A 22,816-nucleotide genomic window follows, 5' to 3' on the forward strand; every position below is an offset into this window, starting at 1 on the left:
TCATCCAAATGTGATTATTTGTGGTTAAGATCACTTATTTGAGTTAATTGAGTTCATCTTAGTGTAAATTTTCATCATTTGTAAGTGCCGAATGATTAATATTCAATATGATTAACAATAAATAAAATATTTGGGATGGATATATGGATTCAACGTTATGGGTGCTAGGTACTCTTATAATTAGTATCTTGCTCATTGTTTTTACTATAATAAAACTTAAGTTTCACCCGTTTTTAGCCTTACTATTGGCAAGCTTCTTTGTGGGTACTGCAATGAAGATGAACCCTTTAGAAATGGTAAATGCGATTGAAAATGGTATTGGTGGTACGTTAGGATTTTTAGCAGCAATTATCGGTCTAGGCACTATTCTTGGTAAGATGATGGAAATATCAGGTGCCGCAGAACGCATCGGTATTACATTGCAAAAATGCCGTTGGTTATCTCCAGACGTTATTATGGTATTGGTTGGTCTTATTTGTGGTATTACACTCTTTGTTGAAGTGGGTGTGGTATTACTTATTCCTCTTGCTTTCTCAATTGCGAAAAAAACAAATACATCATTATTAAAATTAGCTATCCCCTTATGTACAGCATTAATGGCTGTTCACTGTATTGTTCCTCCTCATCCTGCCGCTCTGTTCGTGACTAATGAATTAGGGGCAGATATGGGAACCGTTATTGTTGCGGGTCTTGCAGTGGGCTTAGCCGCATCTTTAGTTGGTGGTCCTTTATTCTTAAAAATATTAGGCGAGCGCTTACCATTTAAAACCGTACCTGAAGAATTTTCTGATATGGAAATTCGTGAAGAAAAAGATTTACCTTCATTAGGTGCTACTCTGTTTACTGTTTTATTACCGATTGTTCTGATGCTGATAAAAACGGCAGCAGAATTAAATATGACGAAAGGTACATCGGTTTATACTGCATTACAGTTTATTGGTAACCCAATTACTGCGATGTTTATTGCTGCCTTTGTTGCTTATTATGTGTTAGGTATTCGCCGTAATATGGGCATGAATACTTTATTAAAGAAAACAGAAGATAGCTTTAGCTCTATTGCCAACATCTTATTAATTATTGGTGCGGGTGGTGCTTTTAACGGCATTTTAAAAGGTAGTGGTTTAAGTGAATCTTTAGCGTTAATTCTTTCTAACTTAGATATGCATCCAATTTTATTGGCTTGGTTAGTCGCCATTATCCTTCATGCTGCCGTTGGTTCTGCAACTGTTGCAATGATGGGCGCTACTGCAATTGTTGCACCACTCATGCCTTTATACCCAGACATTAGCCCTGAAATTATTACATTAGCAATTGGTTCAGGTGCTATTGGTTGTACCATCGTCACAGACTCACTGTTTTGGTTAGTGAAACAGTATTGTAATGCAACTTTAAGTGAAACTTTTCGTTTTTACAGTGTCGCGACCTTTATTGCCTCCTTTGTCGCATTAGGCGGTACATTTATGCTTTCTTTTGTCATATAAAAGAGAACGACTATGAGCCATATAGATATAAATAAATTAAAAAGTAATTTTCCACTAGTTAATGACTTAGTGGACTTAAAAGAAGTGGTTTGGTTTAACCCAAAAGTGACCACCACTGACCAGGGACTTCCATATGTTGGTTTAACACAAGATGACGTAATTGACGCACAAGCACGGTTACAACGTTTTGCACCTTATTTAGCTAAAGCATTTCCAGAAACAGCGGTTACTAAAGGGATCATCGAATCAGAAGTGATTGATATTCCTAAGATGAAAGTTGCTCTTGAAAAGCGTTATAACACCTCCATTAGCGGTCAATTGCGTTTGAAAAAGGACAGTCATCTGCCTATTTCAGGTTCAATTAAAGCACGTGGTGGAATTTATGAAGTACTGACTCATGCTGAGAAATTGGCGATTAACGCGGGATTATTAAGTACAGATGATAATTATGAAAAATTATTTTCTGATAAATTCCGTGAATTCTTTAGCCAATATAGTATCGCGGTAGGTTCAACAGGCAACTTAGGTATGTCTATTGGGATCATGAGTGCGAAATTAGGTTTTAGCGTGAGTGTTCATATGTCTGCTGATGCACGTCAGTGGAAGAAAGATAAATTACGCTCACATGGCGTGAATGTTGTTGAATATGAACAAGATTACAGTATCGCAGTAGAAGAAGGTCGTAAAGAAGCAGAGAAAGATCCTAACTGTTTCTTTATCGATGATGAAAACTCAAAAACATTATTCTTAGGTTATGCGGTAGCGGGATTACGTTTAAAACGCCAATTTGAAGAACAAGGTGTTCGTGTTGATAGTGAACATCCTCTGTTTGTTTATCTGCCTTGTGGTGTTGGTGGTGGTCCTGGTGGTGTTGCTTTTGGACTAAAACTGGCATTTGGTGACGCAGTACACTGCTTATTTGCAGAGCCAACGCACTCACCTTGTATGTTATTGGGCGTTTATACCCAATTACATGAAGGCATCTCAGTACAAGAAATTGGTATTGATAACGTCACTGCCGCTGATGGTCTTGCCGTTGGTCGTGCATCAGGCTTTGTAGGTCGTGCAATGGAGCGCTTAATTGATGGTTATTACACTATTGATGACCAAGAGCTTTATGACTTACTCAGTTTATTAAATAAAGAAGAAGGGATTAAGTTAGAACCTTCGGCTTTAGCAGGAATGACAGGTGCTGTTCATGTCACTCAAGCTAAAGATTATCTGCAAGGTTTATCACTAGACAGTCAGAAAATACAAAATGCAACGCATTTAGTATGGGCGACTGGCGGTGGTATGGTTCCTGCGGATGAAATGCAAAAATATCTCGCTCAAGGAAAATAGAGCGTAGAACGGGTGCTATCAGCTTTTGTTCTGATAGCATCTTAAAAAATAAAGGGAGTAGTACAAGTATCTCTAATTAGTATCTAAAACAATAATAGCGTAGCAATGTGTTACACCAAGTGTTACATCAAACATTCACACCAGGATGTCACACCAGGGGAAAATGTCGTAGTATTATTATAAAAAAGAGGCACCCATTGGGTGCCTCGCTTACTTTATCTCTTGTTGGATCTGTATAGATTAAAAATCAATTTTGACATTTACCCCATAATTTCGACCCGGTAATGGGGCTAAGTATTTTAATTGAGAAGATGCGGGCCTTGCTTCAGTATTGGTGAGATTATTAATAATAAAATCAACCGAAACATCTAGATTATCAAGGTGATATTTTTTACCAATACCTGCATCGACTAAAGTATAGGAAGGAAAAGTAATATCTCCACCATACATTAATCCACCACTCTCTTTCTGTTTTTTATAGTAAGTTGCGCTACTAAATGCTGTTAATTCATCATGTTGATAATTAATACTAATACCATGTTTTTCATTAGGTAAGTTTGGTAAGTAATTACCGGCAATAAACAGCTTTCTTTTACTCTTATTTTCGACAAAATCACCGAATAGTGTAAATGTAAGATTATGCTCGTGAGGCATTTCATATAGATATTTAAATTCGTATTCTAGCCCTTTAGTTTCGAGATCAGTTTCATCCCATTCCATAACGGTAACACCACCACGGCTGACACCCGTTAATCGCCTAAATTTAAAATCACTGTAGTCAGTTTTATATAAATTAAGTTTATTAGAGAAATTACCAATCTCAATAACAGATGATAATTCAATACTTTTACTTTTCTCTGTATTAAATTGACTATTACCTTGTTCTTCAATCAGATAAGCATAATGAGGTCCATGTGTATAAAGCTCATTAATTTCTGGTGCTCGATAAGAAATATTCTGTTGTAGCTTTAATGTCCATTCATCAATCGGTGTAAAAGATAATGCTAATGTATTTGCACTCGTATCAAAATCACGGTTTTGTAAATTCGAACCTTGTCCTCTACCGCTATTATAATTATCTGGAATATTAAGATGGTGCTGAGTATGACCTTTACGGTATCCCGCGGTGATTTCAAAAGGAGATAAAGTTAGAGATTCAACCCAATATATGCCGTATTCTTTGGTTAATACACTCGGTAAATAAGCATCATAACCAGAGGTTTTTAGATCACGATAATTACCATTAACGCCAATAGCGCCATTCAAACGATTGAAAAGTGGCACATGCGCAGTTTCCAATGCTAATTGGTGATTTTTAGTCTCAAAGACTGATGATGCGATTTGACCCACTAATTCTTCGTCTTTAGATTCAGAATAAGAGTAATAAAAAGCACTGTCCCTTAAAAAAGGCGTTAAGTGTTCATGTTTTCCTTGTATATCTATCCGCCGATTATGGTTTGAAACCGAAACAGGTTTATACATTTCTCGGCTGGTTTTTGTGGTGAGATAAGCATATCCCGGTACACCGTAAGACGTCTGAAAGTCAGTAACAGATAAACCTATATAGCCTTCATCCCGAATATAAGAAAGAGATGCATTACCACTTTGGCTTTTTAGGAAACTATTTGGGATCTCTTTATTATTATTTTCAACATAATGTTTAGGGGGAGTAACATGTTCAATAGATGTTGGACTTCCGGGTTTATATTGTGAATTAGCTTCGTTATCTACATAGCCAATACCTGAAAAATAATCTTTATCTTTAAAGGTATATTTATCGTCTTCACTTAACTCATATTCAATCTTATATTTTTTCCAGAATTCACTAATATAAGGATAAGCTTCAGGATTACGACTGGTAAAAACTTTCATATCCACTTGGCATTGATCTCGTAATGCAAAGTGTTCTTTGAGTTGCTGAAAGCTGTAACAAGCCCCCGCTTTAGAATGTGTTGGAATTTTATATCTAGAGACACGCTTTGATGCACCAGAAAGATTAAAAATCCAATTTTGTTCATCACTGAATTTAATATTTGCAGAGCCACCATTACCGTTATTAGTGCTGCCATTAAATGTCACTGTACCTGAAATCGCTTTTTCTGGTAACTGTGTCATTATTCTGTCATCCCATAAATGAATAGCACCACCGCTTGTGCCACCACCATAAAAGAGGGCTTCAGAATTTTTACTGATCGATATTTCATTAATTCTATTCATATCAATGGGTATAGGCATATTTCCACTAATAAATGAAATATCATTAATTGGTAGATTATTGACTAAAATGCCGACACGGTTTCCTGATAAACTTCGGATAACTGGTCTTGCAGCATTAGGGCCAAAACCTTCGGCTTGTACTCCAGCGACTTTTGCAACGGTATTACCAATAGTATTCGTTTTTATTTGATCAAGTTGTTTTCCTTTTATTTCTTCTCGATTATTAAGTAATAAAGAAGAGAAGGTCTCTTTATTTTTTATTAGTGTACCTTTAACTTTTATTACATCGTTTGGGATTTCTTTTTCTTTGCTTTTATCTTCATGACTCTCTTTTCCATATAAAGGAGATGACAAAAGCATAAGTAAGATAATAGAGAGTTTACTTTTTTTCATGATATTTATATTAGAATGTAAGAGTAGTGCCTAAGATAATATTACGACCTGGTAAATACATTTCATCTTTAATATAAGAAGTGCTATTTTTTCCTTTCGCATCAAAGAGATTATTAATCTTGGCATACAAGGTATAATCGGTGTTATCTAAATAACCAATATATTCACTGCCTAAGCTAACTGTGTTATAAGCATCCGTAGGTGTTTCATACTCGGCTGTTTTATTCTGTTTTCCAAAATGGTCAACACGAATTTGTCCTGTTAAGTTTTCTGCAAAACTATGTTTAATATAAGCACTTAATCGATAAGTTGGTATTCTTGGTATATTTCCTTTGTTATGCAGTAAATTTGCTCTGACATAATCACCAGAAATACCAATTAAGCTGTCTTGGTTATAGTAATAATCAATATTTCCTTCTACACCTTTAAATTGTGCATCATGTTGAACATATTGTAATGAACGATAGCCATTATTTAATTCAGCTCCAGTAAATTGACCATAAATATAATTATTTATACGGTTGTAATAGGCACTAATATTGAATTGAGTATCTCCAGTTACTTTCGTTATTCCAATATCAATATTATTTGCAGTCTCTGCAGTTAAATTAGGATCACCTTTTTCAATAGTCCGATTTGCTGCATGAACACCATTCGCGTATAGCTCTTCTGCAACGGGTAATCTTTTTGTGTGTGATAGTGATAGATTTAAAAAATAGTCTTGTGTCAAATTCCACGCTAATCCGGCAGAAACAGAAGATGCACTTTGTTTATTGTTTTTTTGAGTTTCTCTATTTAACAGTGATTGCCACTCTTGGCGAAATCCTAATTCATAGCGAAAATCACCTAATTGATATTCTTCTAATAAAAAGAGTGAGTGATTTTTTGTTTTTGTTGCGGGAACATAGGCTTCTTCTCCGTCAGCACTAAAATCACGTTGATTAAATTGCCCACCAATAACGCCATGCCAGCCTAAAATTGGTTGATGTGTAAAAGAAAACCTTAATTCATCTCCTTTGTTTTTAAATTGGGTGCTGACTTCATGACCTTCTTTTTCATCATGATGATAATCGGTTCTGGCTGCACTGAAACGTACAGATTCAATACCGGCAAATGGATTGTTTTTTTCACCACGAAGATCCCATCGTTTACTCTCCATAACAATATAAGGAATACCATGTTCATGTTGTTCATCAGGGTATTCATGATCATGATGATGATGACCAGCTAAAGGTGGGGTAATAGGTGAGTGAGGGTGATCTTCATCGTGATCGTGAAAATGAGTATGACCAGGTAACCCATATCGACGGTGTTGCTCGCCATAACCAATACCAATATAACCATCATCGAAGATCCAAGATGCACCGATATTTGCAGATTGGTTATCTTGATAAGAACCAGCTAAACGGCTAGGCTCTCCTTGATGTAAAGATTCTGGTTGTTTGTAATCGCTTTGATAACGTTTAGTGCCTTCAATACGTAGCGCTAAATTATCTTGCCCTAATGTTAATCCAGCTGATCCTGTATTTCCTTTAGAAACAGAATCGTATTGATACTGTAATTCACCCTCGTAACCTTTTTTAGGTACTGACATAGGCATTTTGCTATCAATAACATTTACTGCACCACCAATTGTTCCCCCTCCATAAAGTAATGTTGCAGGCCCTTTTAATACTTCAATACGCTGGCTTAAAAAGGGTTCACTAGTGATCGCATGATCTGCGCCAATAGATGAAACATCCATAAGATCACTACCACTGTGTAATACCTTGACTCTATTTCCTGACATTCCACGAATAACAGGGTGTACCGAACCACCGCCAAAAAAACTAGCATGAAAACCCGGTAAGGATGTTAACGTTTCTGCAATAGATGCACTCCGATTAGCGCGTAGATCTTCTTGAGTCAGAACGGCAACGGGGATTGCCATTTTCTCTTGTGGCGTCTGTAAAGGTGTTGAATAGACCTTTAATACCTCATTATTCTGACTTTCTTTCGATTTTGTTGCAGGGTCTGCATTTGCAAGTAAAGAGTAACTTATTGAAATAAAAAGTGTTGTGTAGTTAAAAATAGATTTCTTCATACCATTAATCCTCCTTTATTTATAATGTTATAACATAACATTTTGTAAATATTGTAAGTAAATATAATTATCATTAGCAAGTGATGATTTTTTTAAAATAATAAAAACACTATAAGTTTTTGTAATTTAATAATAAAAAAATAAAAGAAAGGATGTAAAAAAGAAGAGATAAAAAGGCGCCATAATGGCGCCTTGAAGATAAATAAGAAAATAGGCTAAAGGTGCTTATTCTAAAATAAACATGCCATAAGGATGGATTTGCAGATAATAGCTATCGCCGACATTAGGTTGAAGTTGTGTGGCATTGACTTGTAATAGCAAAGTTTGATTTTGCCATTCCACTGTCACTTCATATTGAGGTCCCATATAAGCGACATGGACAATTTTGCATTGCTGACAAGCATCGCCTTGTTGAGATAAGGTGATCGCTTCAGGTCTAACACCGACTCTCACTTCTGTTTTAGTCGTATTAAATGTATCTGGTTTTGGTAAACGATATTGGAATATATCAACATAATCAGCGCCCAATGTCGCAGGGAATAAGTTGGCATCCCCCATAAAGCTTGCCATAAATTCAGATGCGGGTTGGCGATAAAGATTTTGCGGTGAACCTAATTGCATTATCTTCCCTTTATTCATTACTAAAACCATATCAGAAACCGCAAATGCCTCACTTTGGTCATGGGTTACGTAAAGTGATGTGATATTAAACTGTTGTTGTAACTCACGAATTTTCTCTCTCATACTACGACGTAAGTTCGCATCAAGGTTACTCAATGGTTCATCAAAAAGCAGTACTTTAGGTTTTAAAATTAACGCACGAGCTAAGGCAACACGTTGCTGTTGACCACCAGATATTTGGTCAACAAAGCGGTCTTCAAAACCGGCTAAATCCACCAGCTCTAAGGCTTCAGAAACACGTTGTTTAATTTCAGCTTTAGGACGTCCTAGCATTTTTAAGCCATAGCCAATGTTTTCCCCCAAAGACATATGAGGGAAAAGGGCGTAAGACTGAAACACCATACAAATATCACGTTGCTGGATTGAGCGGTCAGTAACATCCTCACCATCAATAAAAATCTTACCTTCGGTCGGTTTTTCTAACCCTGCAACTAAACGTAATACCGTGGTTTTACCACAACCTGAAGGCCCTAATAATGAAACCATTTTGCCTTGTGGAATAGACAGGCTGAGCTCTTCAATAACCGTGTTAGAGCCAAAACGCTTAACGACATTTTTCAGTTCAACGAAATGTTGTTGTGTCATGATTTATACTCCGTATTACTGTGCATTTTTGGCTTTAGAGCGTGAAACACGGGCTTCGCCAATCAAATAGTCAAATAAGAAAATAATTGCCAACATCACAACGATTAAAATCGAGCCATAGGCAATTGCGACGCCGTATTCACCATCTTCAACACGGTTTAAAATATAAGCGGTGGCAACGCGAGTATCTGGTGTAACAAGGAAAACGATGGCACTGACTGTGGTAATGGCACGCACAAAGCTATAAATCAGCGCAGATAAAATAGCAGGGCGTAATAACGGTAATAGCACATAGAAAATAGTTCTCATTGAGTTCGCTCTTAAACTTAGAGAGGCTTCATCAAGCGATTTATCAATTTGTCCTAATCCCGCAATACCTGCACGTATTCCCACCGGCACATTACGCATTGTCATAGAGATAATGACAATTGCAGCCGTTCCCGTTAAGTAGAAAGGCGAGTCATTAAACGCAAGAATATAAGAGACACCTGCGACGGTTCCCGGTACAGCAAAACAAAGCATTGTCGTGAACTCGATACTTTTCTTACCTTTAAAGTCTTGGCGTACCACGATATAGGCAATTAATAGTCCTAGAATGGCTGTAATCGGTGCTGCAATACCTGCATATAACAAGGTATCTAACAACGAAGGCCATGCACCGTCACTCATTCCTTGACCAAATAGTTTGATAAAGTTGTCGAGTGTTAAGGTGTAATCAACCCCCCAGTTAACAGTGAAACTGCCGTAGAAAATACTGCCATAAAGCAGGATATTAAAGACAACCCAAATACCTAAAACAGTAGTCACAAATGCAATCAATGAAGACGGAAGAGGTTGAACGTCACCGCGATAAGATTTACCAGATACCGTGACGTAAGAGCGTTTACCAATCCACATATACTGCACACAGAACACTAATAGTGAGAAAACTAACAGTGACGCACCTAATGTACTTGCTGATTGATAATCCAGTTGAGAGCCTGTGATATAGAAGTAAATCTGTGTGGCGATAACGTCAAAGTTGCCCCCTAAAACCAGCGGGTTACTAAAGTCGGCGAGAGATTGCACAATCACAATTAAAAACGCATTGGCTAACGCAGGCTTAAGTAACGGCATAAAGACGTTAAAGAAGGTTTGATAGCGGTTAGCTCTTAAGGTGTAAGACGCTTCTTCTAATGAAGGATGAATAGTTTTTATGGCGCCATCTAAAATCATAAATGACATTGGGGTAAAGGCGAGCACTTGAGCTAACCAAATCCCTGTAAAACCATATAACCAGTTGGTATTTTCAAGTCCTGCATAAGTGGCGAGAAACTCTGTCACATAGCCAGAGCGTCCCATCATTAATGTCACCCCTAAACCGACAACAAAAGGAGGCGTAACGATAGGTAAGATAGAAAATACACGACCAATAATGGCAGAACGTACCGCAATACGAGACGTATAAATTGCCAGAATTAAACCAAAGAAAGTACAACCGATACCCACTGCGATAGAGAGCACAATAGAGTTGAGCATCACTTGCACAATATGAGCTTGGCTTAAAATAGCGATAAACTCAAAAGGTGCAAAATTGCCCGCGCTATCTTTAAACATCGGAATAAAAATAGCGATACTTGGGAAGATGATAAAGGCACCAATCAGCGCCACAACGGCGATTAAAGAGCCAATAACAAAGCTATCACCACCCAGCCATTCAAGGCGTGTTAAGGCGGTTTTCATGATCATTCCCAGAGAAATGAAGAGGATGATCGCAGAATAACCTAAACCACGTCCTTCGAGGGTTGCACTAACGATTGCAATAAATGCACAAAACAGCGCAAAACCTGCATCAAAATAGTGGCGAGAGCGATTTTCACGCTTAGGGGCAGTTAATGGGCGAAATAACAGTAAACTTGGTAATAAAAACCAGAGCCAACTGATATTAACGCTACTCCAGCCGTAAGAGGTGAGCAATTCATCTGCTGTAGAATCTAAAAGACCGTAATCCAGGCTCCATGACGGCAGTAAAGCAAATGCCATCCATGCAATTAGGACCCATAAAAATATGGGTTCCCGCCTCTTTTTTTCAGGTAAAGCGAGTGTGTGAGACATAAATCCCCCGAGAGTAAATGTATTTATTATTATGAGAAAAAGAGAGCGAGAGGTTATCTCGCTCTATTTATGAGCTATTTACCCATTTTTACTTCGGTAACCCACTTATTAATCAGCTCTTTACGCACTTCGCTATCGCCATATTTATCCATGTCGTAGTTAATGAGTTTTAAGTCTGATAATTTCAGTGCCATTGGTGAAGATTCAGCCGAGGTATTGGTTAGAATTTGGTAAGATTTACCTTCTTTCCAGCTAATTTCCTGAGCTTCTTTTGAGAGTGTCCAATCTACGAATAATTTTGCGTTATCCATATTGCGGGCATTTTTAATGATACTCACACCACCGATTTCATAGCCAGTACCTTCACAAGGTGAAATCAATTCAAGTGGAGCGCCATTTTCAACTTCTAATGAGTAGTCATGTAAGAAACCAATACCAATGGCGGCTTCACCACGAGCTGCATTTCGTGCTGGAGCAATACCTGATTTGGTGTATTGAGAAATGTTGGTATTGATTTTCTTCAGATAATCAAAGGCTTGTTCAGTGCCCCATAATTGGTCAAAGGTTGCAAGAGCTGTGTAAGCTGTACCTGAGCTTTGTGGATCAGCGATTTGAATTTCACCTTTATATTCAGGTTTAATTAAATCTTTCCAGCACGTTGGGATAGCGATGCCTTTTTCTTTTAAACGATCTTTATTGACGCCAAAACCTAAAATACCGACATAAACCGCAGAAGAGTAGTTCCCTTTGCGTTTCGCGGGATCACGAAATTGTGGCATGATTTGATCGAGGTTAGGAGAAACATAAGGCTCTAGTAGATCCATTTCACCCGCTTGTGAGTGAGGGTCCATTGTACCGCCATACCAAACGTCAGCTTGTGGATTACGTTTTTCAGCTTCGATTTTAGCTAAAGTACTTCCTGAACCATTACGAACGAAGGTCGTTTTAACATCATACTTTTCGGCAAAAGCTTTTGTTTCAGCTTCACACATTGCATTTGTCGCACTACAGTAAACTACTAAGCGACCAGCTGCATTTGTTGATAAGCTAACCGCAGAAAGAGCCAGACCAGCAGCAACGAGTGTAGAGAGGGTTTTCAATTTCATGTTCAGAACCTTTTAAATGTGTCGTCATCGGAAAATGAAAGTGGGCGAACTAAATGCTCTTGTTTGCTAACATCAGCAATCAACAACGGCATTAGTAAGAGTCCCATTAAGGCCGCAGCACTGGTTAATAATGCAAACATCCCAGTCCAACCATAATGCGCCATGACCTGACTTAATGGCCAACCTGCCATTGCTGCCCCTAAATAGGCAAACAATCCCAAGTAGCCAGTTACCGTGCCTGCTGCGTTTTTATGGCAATATTCTGTTGCAGCAAGCCCGATTAACATCTGTGGTCCGAACACAAAAAAACCGATACTAAAAAAACAAGCTGCGAGCAAAGCATAATGATGAATTGGAATTAACCAAAGTGCTGTTACTGCGGTAAAAAGTCCGAGTGAAAACAGCAATATCATTGGTGCTCGTTGGCCACGGAATAATAAATCCGAGCCCCAGCCTGAACATAACGCCCCGAGTAAGCCACCCACTTCAAACAAAGAGAGAATGGCATTAGCACTCAATAAGTTGGCGCCATGTGTTTCTGATAACCAGATATTTCCCCAATCGTTAATCGCCATACGTATGAGATAAACCAAAATATAGGAAAAACCCAGTAACCAAATCATTCGGTTAAATAAAATGGTCTCTTTCAAAATAGTTAGCATAGGTTTAGGGGGAGATGACTGCTCTTGACGTAATTCAAAAACATCGCGCCGCCACACACCCACAGTAGGAAGCCCTTCCTCTGCGGGAGTACCTTTTAATCGTACACACAACCACAACCCGATGATGATGCCGATAATACCGGGAACAAGCAGTGCGACTTGCCAACTATAATGTGTCGCTAGCCACGCAGTTAAAATGGGAAGACTCATCCCGCCAAGGTTGATTGAGATATTCCATAATCCCCACCAGAAACCGCGTTCATTGCGTGAATACCAGTGTGTTAACAACCTTGCACAAGGCGGCCAACCAAAGCCTTGAAAGAAACCATTTAGTGCCCAGACCAAAAGCAGCGCGGGAAACGAAAGACAATAGGCAAAAATAATATTCATAATGCCTGTCATGACTAATCCCACACCCATAAACCAACGGTATCCCCATTTATCATGGAAAATACCGGAAACAAATTTAGATAAACCGTAAGTGAGATAAAAAAGGCTGGCTATCCAACCGATATCTCCTTTATCTAAATTCAATTCAACCTGCATAACGGGCATGACAAAGTTGACGCTTTTACGTGTGAGATAGAAAGTGGCATAACCGATAATCATCGACAGCATTAAATTTTTGCGCCAAAAATTATAGGTCTTATTAATTGATGCCGAATTTTTACCTGACATAACATCCTCTTTGATGTTGCAAATGTAAAAAAAATGTCGCGAAAAAGAATGAGATAAGGTTGTAGATGACTAAGACTTATTCTTAGTTTTCACTGTTTTCTTTTGAATTTGTGGGTAAGTTAACAATTATTTTCGTACCGTGATGGTTAATCACTTCCCATTCTCCGCCTAAAGCGCGAATGCGTTCTTCTATGCCGCGTAACCCAAAGCCACTACCTTGTTGTGCTGATAATGATGTCGGCAACATACCAACGCCATTGTCACTAATAATTAGCCGTAAACGATTTTGATTTTGAGTCAGTGAGACTTGGATATAGGTTGCATTAGCATGTTTACTAATGTTGTTTAACAGCTCTTGCACCAAACGGTAGAGGGTAAAAATAATGGTTTCGTTTTCAGGCTCTTTATCTAACGAGTAATTAAAATTACAGGTAATGCCGTTGTCATCAAAAGCAAACTCATTGATTAAATGATGAAGGGCTTTTTCAAGCGACATCTCCTCCAAAACAGGAGGGCGTAATTGTCGGAGTAGTTGACGTGTGGATTGATGAATTTGTAGGGCGAGCCGTTCAATTTGCTCTCCGGTTTGGCGTGTTTTGTCGTTATCCGCAGTTCTTTTGATTAGCATTGATTGAATTTGGATCGCCGTAATATTCTGCCCAATTTCATCATGCAATTCGCGAGCAATGGCTTTTTTCACGTCCTCTTCGGTATGAACCAGTTTTTCCATTAGATCACGACGAGCTTGTAACTCTTGTTCTAGGCGTAAACGGTAATGACGTAAATTATGAGCAAGTTGCTGTTGGCGACTAATCGCAATCCCTAAGCCAATACCGATAATGGCTTGTGTGGTTAAAAACATTTCTAACTCACGCAAATCATTAAAAGCGCCATTAACTTGGCGAGCAAAAGTAATAATCAAACTGCCTAACAGTGCGGATAAAACGCCACCTTGCCAGCCATAACGGTAAGCCATAAAGACATTAGGAATAAACACAAGGATAACTAATAAGCGCTCTATTTCGGGAGTTAAGAAAAACTGAGCACTTAACCCGATCAGGCAAAATAGAAATCCCCACATCAGCAAGGAAGTTCTTAGCGGAGGATCGGGAGTACCATCAGAGACTAAGGCGCGACTTTGTAATTCACGAAGATATTCATAAAGTAAAAAGACAAAAGGCGCGAGTAATATGCCGCCCGTTACCGATGTGAGGAAAATCCCGCTGGTGGTATTAATAAAGAAACCGAGAATAAAGGCTTGTAGTAGGCTATTAAAACCTACGGCACCAATTAATAGGGTTAAGCGTTGCCAATAAAGAGGATATCGCCACCAAATACGCTGAACTTCTAGCGCAACAACGAGGCTTAGTATTGGAGAAAGATAAATAATGGTGTGGGTAATTAATTGCTCTTGCGCCAACCAGTAATAAAGCCCCCATTCTGCAAATAACATCGGAAGCCAAAAGCGACGCCAGAGTAAAATTATCAGGGCTAGTCGTAGACCTTGGGGTAAGAAAAGGGCAGCTTGTTGCCCATTTTTACTTAAATAGAAGCCAATCACCCAAAGTGATAGCCAAAGTAAAGAGTAGGTGAGTAATAAAAAGAGGGATTGAAGAAGAAAACGCAGTCCTCTTTTCATATTACAGCGAGCCTGTGATCAACTGATTCTTTAAGGCGAAATGAACTAAATCGATGGTGGTTTCACAGCCTAATTTACCCAGTATATTGGCTCGATGAACGTGTACGGTTTTATGGCTAAGATTAAGTTGTACGGCAATAGTTTTGACATTAACACCTTGAACTAACAGATTAAAGATCTCTCTTTCACGAGGTGTTAAAGTATGTAGTGCATCTTCTTTTTCAGGTGTTTGTCGCAATGCTTTCATGGCATCAGAACAGAGATAACAACCACCTTGATGTACAGCGCGTACCGCTTGTACTAACTCTTCAGGGCCGCAACGTTTGGTTAAATAACCACGAGCACCAGAGTCTAGCGCACTTTGAACAAAGGCTGGTGTGTCATAGATACTTAAAATAATAGTTCGAAAATCAGGGCGCTTTTGTTTTAAACGGCTTTGGAGTTGTAGACCACTTTCGCCGGGCATAGAGAGATCCATAACGGCAACATCAATATCGTCATGTGCTAAATAAGGCCATGCTTCTTGCCCATTAGAATATTCACCCACGATGTGAATATCGGGTTCTAGCATGAGGAGTTGTGCAAAACCAGAACGCACAACAATGTGATCATCTACTAAAGCAACTTTTATCATAATTTTTTATTAGTCAGAGAGTAGTCAGACAATACTTATATGATTTATAACAAGCTACAGAAAGATAAGCGAGGAAAAATGGAGAAGAAACCCGGTTTTGAACCTTATATCTCGTTTTTATCAAGGTGAATCGTGACAAGCAAGTAATAACAATAGGTTATTTATTGTTCTTGTTATTATTTCCCATAAGCAGGGAACCTCTGCCTATGGGAAGTGGACAATATTTTATTGATTAAGCAACTTGAACAGGCACCGCTTTGGCAATGCGCTTCATTTCATTGTTGTCTTCAAAATATGCAATATTTGGCTTATGGCTACGCGCATCGCTGTCAGGAATTTGTACATAAGAGCAAATAATTAAGCGATCACCAACGGCGGCACGACGAGCGGCAGCACCGTTGACAGAAATAATTCGTGAACCTCTTTCTGCACAAATGGCATAAGTTGAAAAACGTTCGCCATTATCAACGTTATAAATGTCGATCGCTTCATTTTCAAGAATACCTGCGGCATCCATAAAATCCTGATCAATTGCACAAGAGCCTTCATAATGAAGATCGGCTTGTGTCACTTTTACGCGATGAAGTTTGCCTTGTAACATAGTGCGTAGCATTGTTGTGTTTCCTATATTCTAATAATTAAGACACTAGATTAACTTGCTGGTTATCGATAAGGCGTGTATTACCCAGCCATGCCGCCATTAAAACAACGGCTCGACGGCTTTCTTCACTTAATGGTGTGAGTGTATCTGCATCACAAATAAAGCACTCATCTGCACGAAAACCCTGCTGCTCTAAGGTATTTTTTGCATTTTGCAGTAACTGATTGACATCATGATCACCCGACTTTAATTGTTCTGCGATTTCTTGCATTGCTTGATAAAGTGCAGGAGCTTGTTGTTTTTCGCTATCAGATAATAGGCGATTGCGCGAACTGAGCGCTAAACCATTTTTGTCACGAACGATAGCAACAGGAACGATGCTGATATCCATACATAAATCACTTACCATCTTTTTGATAATTTGCAGTTGTTGGAAGTCTTTTTCTCCAAACATCGCAACATCAGGTTGTACAAGATTGAAAAGCTTACTGACAACCGTTGTGACACCACGGAAATGACCAGGACGGCTTGCACCTTCTAATACGGTAGATAATACAGGCACATCAACGGTGGTTTGGTTTTCCATACCGTGTGGATACATCTCTTTCGCTGAAGGTGCAAAGATAATATCGACATGTTTATCACGTAGTAACTCGCAATCTTCTTGCAACGTGCGCGGGTAGTTTGCTAAATCCGATTCTCTATCAAATTGAAGTGGATTCACAAATATAGACGCTATCACGACATCCGCGTGAATACGGGCTTCTTCAATTAATTTTAGGTGACCTTCATGAAGATTACCCATTGTTGGAACCAATGCAATGCGTTTACCTTCTTGCTTTAATCGCTTGATTTCTCTGCGTAAGATAAGCGTAGTTTCAATAATTAGCATGGCGTGACTCCTTTAAACGATATTGATAATTAAGATAATAAATCAGTTAAACGAATGTTTTTCTTCGGGAAACAGACCTTGTTCAACTTGTTGAACATAAAGGCTGACAGCACCTTTTAATGAACCTGCTTCTTGTAAAAAATCTTTTGAGAATTTAGGTGCTTGGGGAGTTAAACCCAATAAGTCATGCATCACAAGAATTTGCCCATCAGTAACATTACCCGCGCCAATACCAATAACAGGCATTGTTAATACGTCTGTAATTGTTTTCGCTAGAGTAACAGGAACACATTCCAATACCGCCAATTGAGCACCTGCATTTTCAAGGGCGATAGCATCTTGCTTTAATTGTTCGGCTTCATCGTGCTCTCTACCTTGGACTTTGTAACCCCCGAAAATATTAACTGACTGGGGTGTTAATCCTAAATGGATGCAGACAGGAACTGCACGCTCAGCCAGCATTTTAACGGTAGGAATTAACCAGCTTCCACCTTCAATTTTCACCATGTTGGCACCCGCTTGCATCAAAATGCCAGCATTAAGGCAAGCTTGTTCAGGTGTTGAATAAGACATAAAGGGCATATCGGCAATTAAGAAAGCATTAGGTGCGCCTGCTCTTACACAGCGGGTGTGATAGGCAATTTGCTCAACAGTAACGGGGAGCGTGCTGTTATGGCCTTGCAATGTCATTCCTAACGAATCACCAATCAGCATGGCTTGAATACCTTCTTGTGCAAAAAGGCGGGCAAAACTTGAATCGTAAGCGGTGATGGTGGCGAATTTTTTCTTTTCTTGCTTATAGCGATTTAGCGTTGAAAGCGTAGTGGGTTTCATTGTAACAAACTCCATCATTGTCGTTTTTTGTGTGTAGATAAAATTAATTACTTCACATAATTGTTTGTTTATTAAAGAAAATATTGGATTATCAAAATAAAGCCGCTTTCGATTGTAGCATTTAAGGACTAAAAACGAAGAAAAAGTAACTAAATGAGTAATAAAAAATAACAAATGATAATTTTTATTTATATTCATCAATTGGTTATATGTAAAAAATAAATATAGAAGAGTTTAGAGATTGAGGCGGTGAGGGACGTTTGAAAAATTGAGGGAAAGCAAAGGAGAAGAGATAGGCTGATACTGTTTATGTTTTTTAAAGTATCAACCTTTAGCATTAAGGGCGTATTAGTGTGAAGTTACCACTTTTCCATGCCATTTTCAGGCACTAACACCAGTCTATCTGCTAATAACTCACCATCAGGAAAGCGAAGATCAGGTGCTAATTCAGCTAATGGATAAAGCATAAATTCACGTACTTTAAGTCCGTAATGAGGTACGGTTAATCGCTCGGTTTGGATCACGTCATCACCAAATAACATAATATCAAGATCAAGCGTTCTTGGTCCCCAACGATTACCTTCTTTTCTAACACGACCTTGCGCCAATTCAATCGCTTGAGTGTTATCAAGTAACTCTTCTGGCGCTAATGTTGTATCAATCGCAACAGCGACATTTAGGTAATCAGGCTGATCTTGAGGTCCCATTGGGCGAGTACGATACCAAGATGATTGTGCAATCAATGTTGTTTGTGGGATCTCACTGATTGCTTTAATCGCTGAATTCACCTGATCGTCAGGTGAATTCAAATTACTTCCCAGAATGATATAAACACGTTTCTTCTGTTTATTCATTGGTGCTCTCTTGTCTAGATGCAGGTTTTGCACTTGGATGACGAGGGCGTTTACGTGGACGCGGACGTTTGCGAACAGGTGCTTGACCTAATTCAGATACCATTGAACGCTGTTGCGTATTGTTAGACGCTTGGAAATCAGCCCACCAACTTGCTAACGCTTCAAGCTCTGGATTGTGTTGTACATTGGCACGTAATTCCAGTAAATCGAACGCTGCACGGAATTTAGGGTGCTCAAGTAATTTATTCGCACGACGGCCTTGGCGTTTAGGTAAACGTTGCTGTAATTGCCAGATATCACGCATTGTTGTGGTAATACGTTTTGGTATCGCAATAGTACGGCATTGCTCATCTAAAATATCGTTCATTGCCATAGAGAAAGAGTCATAGTAAGAAAGACCACTTTCTTGGACTAATTTTTCGGCATGTTCAATTAATGGATACCACAACATTGCTGCAAATAAGAACGCCGGATTGACTCGCATCTCTTTATTAATGCGATAGTCTGTATTTTTGAGAACTTGATCTAACATTCTCTCCATCGGCGTATCATGTTGCTCCGTCATTTTAGAAGCAATCAGCGGAAACAGTGGCTCAAGTAATTGATGGCGGCACATTAACTTGTAAGTTTTGTAGCCTTGCCCTGTTTGTAATAATTTTAGTGACTCTTCAAAAAGGCGAGCCGATGGAATATTACGTAATAAAGGGGCGAGTCTGCCAATTGGCTCTGCGGTTTCAGGTGCAATTTGCATATCCAATTTGCTGGCAAAGCGAATGGCTCTAAGCATTCTGACGGGATCTTCGCGATAGCGTGTTTCAGGATCGCCAATTAAGCGAATAATACCTGCTTTTAGATCCGCTAAACCGCCAACGTAATCACGTACAGCAAAATCATCAACACCGTAATAAAGGCTGTTTAATGTAAAGTCACGACGAATGGCATCTTCTTCAATTGAGCCAAAAATATTGTCGCGCAGTAACATGCCGCTTTGTGCTTGCTGAGATTGGTTATTGTCTGAAACCTCATGATCTTCATGAGAGCCACGGAAAGTCGCAACCTCGATTACTTCAGGGCCAAACATAATATGAGCAAGACGGAAACGACGACCGACTAAACGGCTGTTGCGGAATAATCGACGTACATCTTCAGGTGTTGCATTAGTGGCAATATCAAAATCTTTTGGTTTTTTTCCCAGTAATAAGTCACGGACACCACCACCCACTAAATAAGCCTGAAAGCCTGAGTTGTTGAGGCGATAAAGCACTTTTAATGCATTATCACTGATGTCTTTACGTGAAATTGGGTGTTGATCTCTTGGGATCACAGTCATTGGCAAATCACTCCCGTTCGCCTTTTCTTTATTACTCTTTTTTTTACGGGGACGGTCTGCGGATATAGCAGGACGCCGACGCACAGGTTTCTGTGTTTCTTGTATTGGTCGGTCAGATGCAGTGACTGGCCTTTCACTTGCTACCGGTTGTGTGTCTGATGACGTTGTTTGTCGCCCTAGCAGATTACGGCAGAAATGTGCTACTCGATTAAAAATATGACACCTCGAATAATAAATTCTAATAATTAAAAAAATTAAGCGGCTAATCATAGCCTACTGAACATTTTTTGAGAATGCTTTGTGTGGTTTATTCATACCCTTGTTGCTGATGATTTTGTTTTAAAATCTCAGAAGGTGACCACTGTGCAGTCGCAATCTCTAACAATGATGCTAACGAATAATCTTGCCAACCCGCAATAATAGGCTGATTGAGAAACCGTAAAGCATCGATAATGACGGGTCTTGGATCAGTATCTGGTAACGCATGCGCGTGATTTTGTTTTGATAATTTATTACCGTCATGATTTATTGCTAAAGGTAAATGAGCATAATGCGGAATAGGTAAATTCAGTTGTTTATGTAAACTGATTTGTCGCAACGTGGGATCAAGTAGATCAGCACCTCTAACAACTTCGGTTACACCCTGATAACTATCATCAATCACCGTCACTAGATTATACGCAAATAAGTTATCTTTTCTGTGAATAATCATATCTTCTAACACGATAGACGTACTCTTTGAATAATATGTACCTTGAATAACATCTTCAAAATGATAAACAGGATGCTGTTGGATCAACCTCCATGCACTTTCTTTATCAAAAGGAGTCACATTATTGGTGGGTGGCTCACGGTGACGACAGTGGTTATCATACACGCCCCCTAAGTCATGTAAACGATGACGACTACAATGACAATGGTAGCAAACACCTTCTTTCCAAAGAGTGTATAAAATTTCACGGTAAGCATCATGGCGTTGCGATTGATAGAGGATCTCTTTATCCCAGAACAAACCATAATGTTCTAATGTGCGAATAATTTGGGATGCAGTACCGGGAGGTTCTCTAAGAGGGTCGATATCATCGATGCGTAGAAGCCAACGCCCGTGGTGTGCGCGAGCTTGAAGATAACTGCCAAGTGCAGTAACCAATGAGCCAAAATGAAGTTGACCCGTTGGCGATGGCGCAAAGCGCCCAATATAGCCTGTAATCTCGTGCATCGAAAGATTCAGATGAACGCCTCAACGTATTAGGTCGAGGCGTTTGCTCATTATTAGCCAGCCATCTGCTTTTCACGGATTTCAGCTAATGTTTTACAGTCGATACATAAATCGGCTGTAGGACGAGCTTCTAAACGGCGAATACCGATTTCCACTCCACAAGATTCACAGAAACCAAAGTCATCATCTTCGACTTTTTTCAGTGTTTTCTCGATTTTCTTAATGAGTTTACGTTCACGATCACGGTTACGCAGCTCAAGACTGAATTCTTCTTCTTGTGCAGCACGGTCAACGGGATCGGGGAAGTTTGCCGCCTCATCTTGCATATGAGTAACGGTGCGGTTGACTTCATCCCTGAGCTGATTGCGCCAAGATTCAAGTATTAGCTTAAAATGCGCTAATTGGGCTTCGTTCATGTACTCTTCGCCCGCTTTTTCCTGATATGGCTCAACGCCAGCAATAGCGAGAATGCTCATGGACGATGTTTTACGCTTTTGCCCTTCTTGCATAATGCTTCTCCTACATACGCATTTCTGAATAATCCCCACCTTCAAAACAGGAAGGGGAAAAAATAGGGCGCTATAAATAGCAGATGCCCGCGAGGATAGCAATTATTCCTTCAATAAGTTTTCTCATGGTGTGAAGGCACGCAAGTAAATGTCCCTTTTTAGTTAAAAAATGCTTAACTAATACCACGGTTTTAAATTAACTATTTGAAATAAAAGGTAATTGCTGTCCAATTGTTAAATTGTATTCACTAATATTGATGCGATAACACAAGATTTCAACCCCTGCATCACTGGCTTCTTTTAGCAGTGAAGCATAGGCTGGGTCAATCTCTTTAGCAACAGTCACTTCCGTAATCCCAGTATGGGGAACTGCGTAGAATAAGACAGCCCTTAAACCCAATTTTGCGATAGCCGTCAACTCTCGAAGATGTTTCTGACCGCGTTCTGTCTTTGCATCAGGGAAATAGCCCATACCGTTGTCTAGCAAGGTGACTGACTTCACTTCAATATAACAGTCAACTTTATGATTTGATTTAAGTAAAATGTCAATACGGCTGTTCTCACTACCGTATTTCACTTCTCGTTTTATCTCGTCATACTCAGATAATTCTGGAATGTCACCCGCCTCAATAGCATCAGCAATAATTCCATTCGCTCTTAAGGTATTTACACAAATCCAATCATCGGTTTGAGTTTGAGTCAGTTCCCAGCTATGCGGATATTTTCTTTTTGCATTTGAAGAGGTGGAGTACCAAACGGTATCACCGGGTGTCGCACATCCCGTCATTGCACCTGTGTTGGCGCAATGGAGCGTGAATTCTTCCCCATTTGGGGTAACAACGTCTGCTAAAAAACGCTTATATCGTTTTAGTAAAGTGGCAGATTGTAGCGGTTGCTCAAATTTCATGACGACTCCGATGAAAATACGACCTTTAATAAAGCGCTAATGCTACAATGCCTAGCCAAGAAAGTTAATGAGCCAT

At 39.3% G+C, this 22,816-nt stretch carries 18 protein-coding genes; 2 read left to right on the forward strand and 16 right to left on the reverse strand.

Annotated elements, in window-relative coordinates:
• Positions 1–143 precede the first annotated feature (143 nt).
• Together dsdX and AB4J89_RS12895 are read left to right on the forward strand one after the other, a co-directional pair.
• Positions 144–1,481: a D-serine transporter DsdX gene (dsdX, locus tag AB4J89_RS12890; protein ID WP_100159298.1), complete on the forward strand. Its 1,338-nt coding sequence runs from the start codon at positions 144–146 to the stop codon at positions 1,479–1,481.
• 12 nt (positions 1,482–1,493) lie between these two features.
• Positions 1,494–2,822 carry a D-serine ammonia-lyase gene (locus AB4J89_RS12895; RefSeq protein WP_088493616.1) on the forward strand — a complete coding sequence of 443 codons (1,329 nt, stop codon included), beginning with the start codon at positions 1,494–1,496 and terminating at the stop codon, positions 2,820–2,822.
• 240 nt (positions 2,823–3,062) lie between these two features.
• On the opposite strand, the gene AB4J89_RS12900 is transcribed toward AB4J89_RS12895, so the two are convergent.
• The 16 genes from AB4J89_RS12900 to sfsA form a co-directional block, all read right to left on the reverse strand.
• A complete protein-coding gene (locus AB4J89_RS12900) occupies positions 3,063–5,432 on the reverse strand; it encodes a TonB-dependent receptor (protein WP_311755370.1) in 2,370 nt (789 codons plus the stop codon).
• Between the two features lie 10 nt (positions 5,433–5,442).
• On the reverse strand, positions 5,443–7,515 hold the full coding sequence (locus AB4J89_RS12905; protein WP_368469503.1) for a TonB-dependent receptor: 2,073 nt from the start codon (positions 7,513–7,515) through the stop codon (positions 5,443–5,445).
• Between the two features lie 225 nt (positions 7,516–7,740).
• On the reverse strand, positions 7,741–8,781 hold the full coding sequence (gene fbpC / locus AB4J89_RS12910) for a ferric ABC transporter ATP-binding protein (RefSeq protein WP_088493614.1): 1,041 nt from the start codon (positions 8,779–8,781) through the stop codon (positions 7,741–7,743).
• Between the two features lie 15 nt (positions 8,782–8,796).
• Positions 8,797–10,875 (reverse strand): iron ABC transporter permease, encoded by a 2,079-nt coding sequence (locus tag AB4J89_RS12915; protein ID WP_088493613.1) that lies wholly within the window; start codon positions 10,873–10,875, stop codon positions 8,797–8,799.
• Positions 10,876–10,949: 74 nt separating this feature from the next.
• Entirely contained in the window at positions 10,950–11,981 is a 1,032-nt protein-coding gene (locus tag AB4J89_RS12920; RefSeq protein ID WP_069368510.1) for an ABC transporter substrate-binding protein, read from the reverse strand.
• A 2-nt stretch (positions 11,982–11,983) separates the two neighbouring features.
• Positions 11,984–13,336 carry an MFS transporter family glucose-6-phosphate receptor UhpC gene (gene uhpC, locus AB4J89_RS12925; protein ID WP_227719039.1) on the reverse strand — a complete coding sequence of 451 codons (1,353 nt, stop codon included), beginning with the start codon at positions 13,334–13,336 and terminating at the stop codon, positions 11,984–11,986.
• A gap of 67 nt (positions 13,337–13,403) precedes the next feature.
• Positions 13,404–14,960, reverse strand: a complete 1,557-nt coding sequence (locus AB4J89_RS12930; protein ID WP_349473495.1) for an MASE1 domain-containing protein — start codon at positions 14,958–14,960, stop codon at positions 13,404–13,406.
• A 1-nt stretch (position 14,961) separates the two neighbouring features.
• A complete protein-coding gene (locus AB4J89_RS12935; RefSeq protein WP_368469508.1) occupies positions 14,962–15,594 on the reverse strand; it encodes a response regulator in 633 nt (210 codons plus the stop codon).
• A gap of 232 nt (positions 15,595–15,826) precedes the next feature.
• Entirely contained in the window at positions 15,827–16,207 is a 381-nt protein-coding gene (panD, locus tag AB4J89_RS12940; protein ID WP_064719124.1) for an aspartate 1-decarboxylase, read from the reverse strand.
• Positions 16,208–16,232: 25 nt separating this feature from the next.
• Entirely contained in the window at positions 16,233–17,087 is an 855-nt protein-coding gene (gene panC / locus AB4J89_RS12945) for a pantoate--beta-alanine ligase (RefSeq protein WP_368469510.1), read from the reverse strand.
• Positions 17,088–17,129: 42 nt separating this feature from the next.
• A complete protein-coding gene (panB, locus tag AB4J89_RS12950) occupies positions 17,130–17,921 on the reverse strand; it encodes a 3-methyl-2-oxobutanoate hydroxymethyltransferase (RefSeq protein ID WP_368469512.1) in 792 nt (263 codons plus the stop codon).
• A gap of 359 nt (positions 17,922–18,280) precedes the next feature.
• Positions 18,281–18,775, reverse strand: a complete 495-nt coding sequence (gene folK / locus AB4J89_RS12955) for a 2-amino-4-hydroxy-6-hydroxymethyldihydropteridine diphosphokinase (RefSeq protein ID WP_088493607.1) — start codon at positions 18,773–18,775, stop codon at positions 18,281–18,283.
• Positions 18,768–20,375: a polynucleotide adenylyltransferase PcnB gene (gene pcnB, locus AB4J89_RS12960; protein WP_102949405.1), complete on the reverse strand. Its 1,608-nt coding sequence runs from the start codon at positions 20,373–20,375 to the stop codon at positions 18,768–18,770. The genes folK and pcnB overlap by 8 nt, the downstream gene beginning before the upstream one ends.
• A 37-nt stretch (positions 20,376–20,412) precedes the next feature.
• Positions 20,413–21,324 carry a tRNA glutamyl-Q(34) synthetase GluQRS gene (gene gluQRS, locus AB4J89_RS12965; RefSeq protein ID WP_088493605.1) on the reverse strand — a complete coding sequence of 304 codons (912 nt, stop codon included), beginning with the start codon at positions 21,322–21,324 and terminating at the stop codon, positions 20,413–20,415.
• A 53-nt stretch (positions 21,325–21,377) separates the two neighbouring features.
• A complete protein-coding gene (gene dksA, locus AB4J89_RS12970) occupies positions 21,378–21,833 on the reverse strand; it encodes an RNA polymerase-binding protein DksA (RefSeq protein WP_023580786.1) in 456 nt (151 codons plus the stop codon).
• 196 nt (positions 21,834–22,029) lie between these two features.
• Positions 22,030–22,740, reverse strand: a complete 711-nt coding sequence (sfsA, locus tag AB4J89_RS12975; RefSeq protein ID WP_088493604.1) for a DNA/RNA nuclease SfsA — start codon at positions 22,738–22,740, stop codon at positions 22,030–22,032.
• Positions 22,741–22,816: the final 76 nt, after the last annotated feature.

It is taken from the genome of Proteus sp. STS61-E (assembly GCF_040932335.1).
Taxonomy (GTDB): Bacteria; Pseudomonadota; Gammaproteobacteria; order Enterobacterales; family Enterobacteriaceae; genus Proteus; species Proteus mirabilis_B.

Excerpts from the sequence above, each read along its gene's own strand:
- dsdX (WP_100159298.1), top strand. The coding sequence starts at position 144 with ATGGATTCAACGTTATGGGTGCTAGGTACTCTTATAATTAGTATCTTG.
- AB4J89_RS12895 (WP_088493616.1), top strand. The coding sequence starts at position 1,494 with ATGAGCCATATAGATATAAATAAATTAAAAAGTAATTTTCCACTAGTT.
- AB4J89_RS12900 (WP_311755370.1), bottom strand. The coding sequence starts at position 5,432 with ATGAAAAAAAGTAAACTCTCTATTATCTTACTTATGCTTTTGTCATCT.
- AB4J89_RS12905 (WP_368469503.1), bottom strand. The coding sequence starts at position 7,515 with ATGAAGAAATCTATTTTTAACTACACAACACTTTTTATTTCAATAAGT.
- fbpC (WP_088493614.1), bottom strand. The coding sequence starts at position 8,781 with ATGACACAACAACATTTCGTTGAACTGAAAAATGTCGTTAAGCGTTTT.
- AB4J89_RS12915 (WP_088493613.1), bottom strand. The coding sequence starts at position 10,875 with ATGTCTCACACACTCGCTTTACCTGAAAAAAAGAGGCGGGAACCCATA.
- AB4J89_RS12920 (WP_069368510.1), bottom strand. The coding sequence starts at position 11,981 with ATGAAATTGAAAACCCTCTCTACACTCGTTGCTGCTGGTCTGGCTCTT.
- AB4J89_RS12930 (WP_349473495.1), bottom strand. The coding sequence starts at position 14,960 with ATGAAAAGAGGACTGCGTTTTCTTCTTCAATCCCTCTTTTTATTACTC.
- AB4J89_RS12935 (WP_368469508.1), bottom strand. The coding sequence starts at position 15,594 with ATGATAAAAGTTGCTTTAGTAGATGATCACATTGTTGTGCGTTCTGGT.
- panD (WP_064719124.1), bottom strand. The coding sequence starts at position 16,207 with ATGCTACGCACTATGTTACAAGGCAAACTTCATCGCGTAAAAGTGACA.
- panC (WP_368469510.1), bottom strand. The coding sequence starts at position 17,087 with ATGCTAATTATTGAAACTACGCTTATCTTACGCAGAGAAATCAAGCGA.
- panB (WP_368469512.1), bottom strand. The coding sequence starts at position 17,921 with ATGAAACCCACTACGCTTTCAACGCTAAATCGCTATAAGCAAGAAAAG.
- folK (WP_088493607.1), bottom strand. The coding sequence starts at position 18,775 with ATGAATAAACAGAAGAAACGTGTTTATATCATTCTGGGAAGTAATTTG.
- pcnB (WP_102949405.1), bottom strand. The coding sequence starts at position 20,375 with ATGATTAGCCGCTTAATTTTTTTAATTATTAGAATTTATTATTCGAGG.
- gluQRS (WP_088493605.1), bottom strand. The coding sequence starts at position 21,324 with ATGCACGAGATTACAGGCTATATTGGGCGCTTTGCGCCATCGCCAACG.
- dksA (WP_023580786.1), bottom strand. The coding sequence starts at position 21,833 with ATGCAAGAAGGGCAAAAGCGTAAAACATCGTCCATGAGCATTCTCGCT.
- sfsA (WP_088493604.1), bottom strand. The coding sequence starts at position 22,740 with ATGAAATTTGAGCAACCGCTACAATCTGCCACTTTACTAAAACGATAT.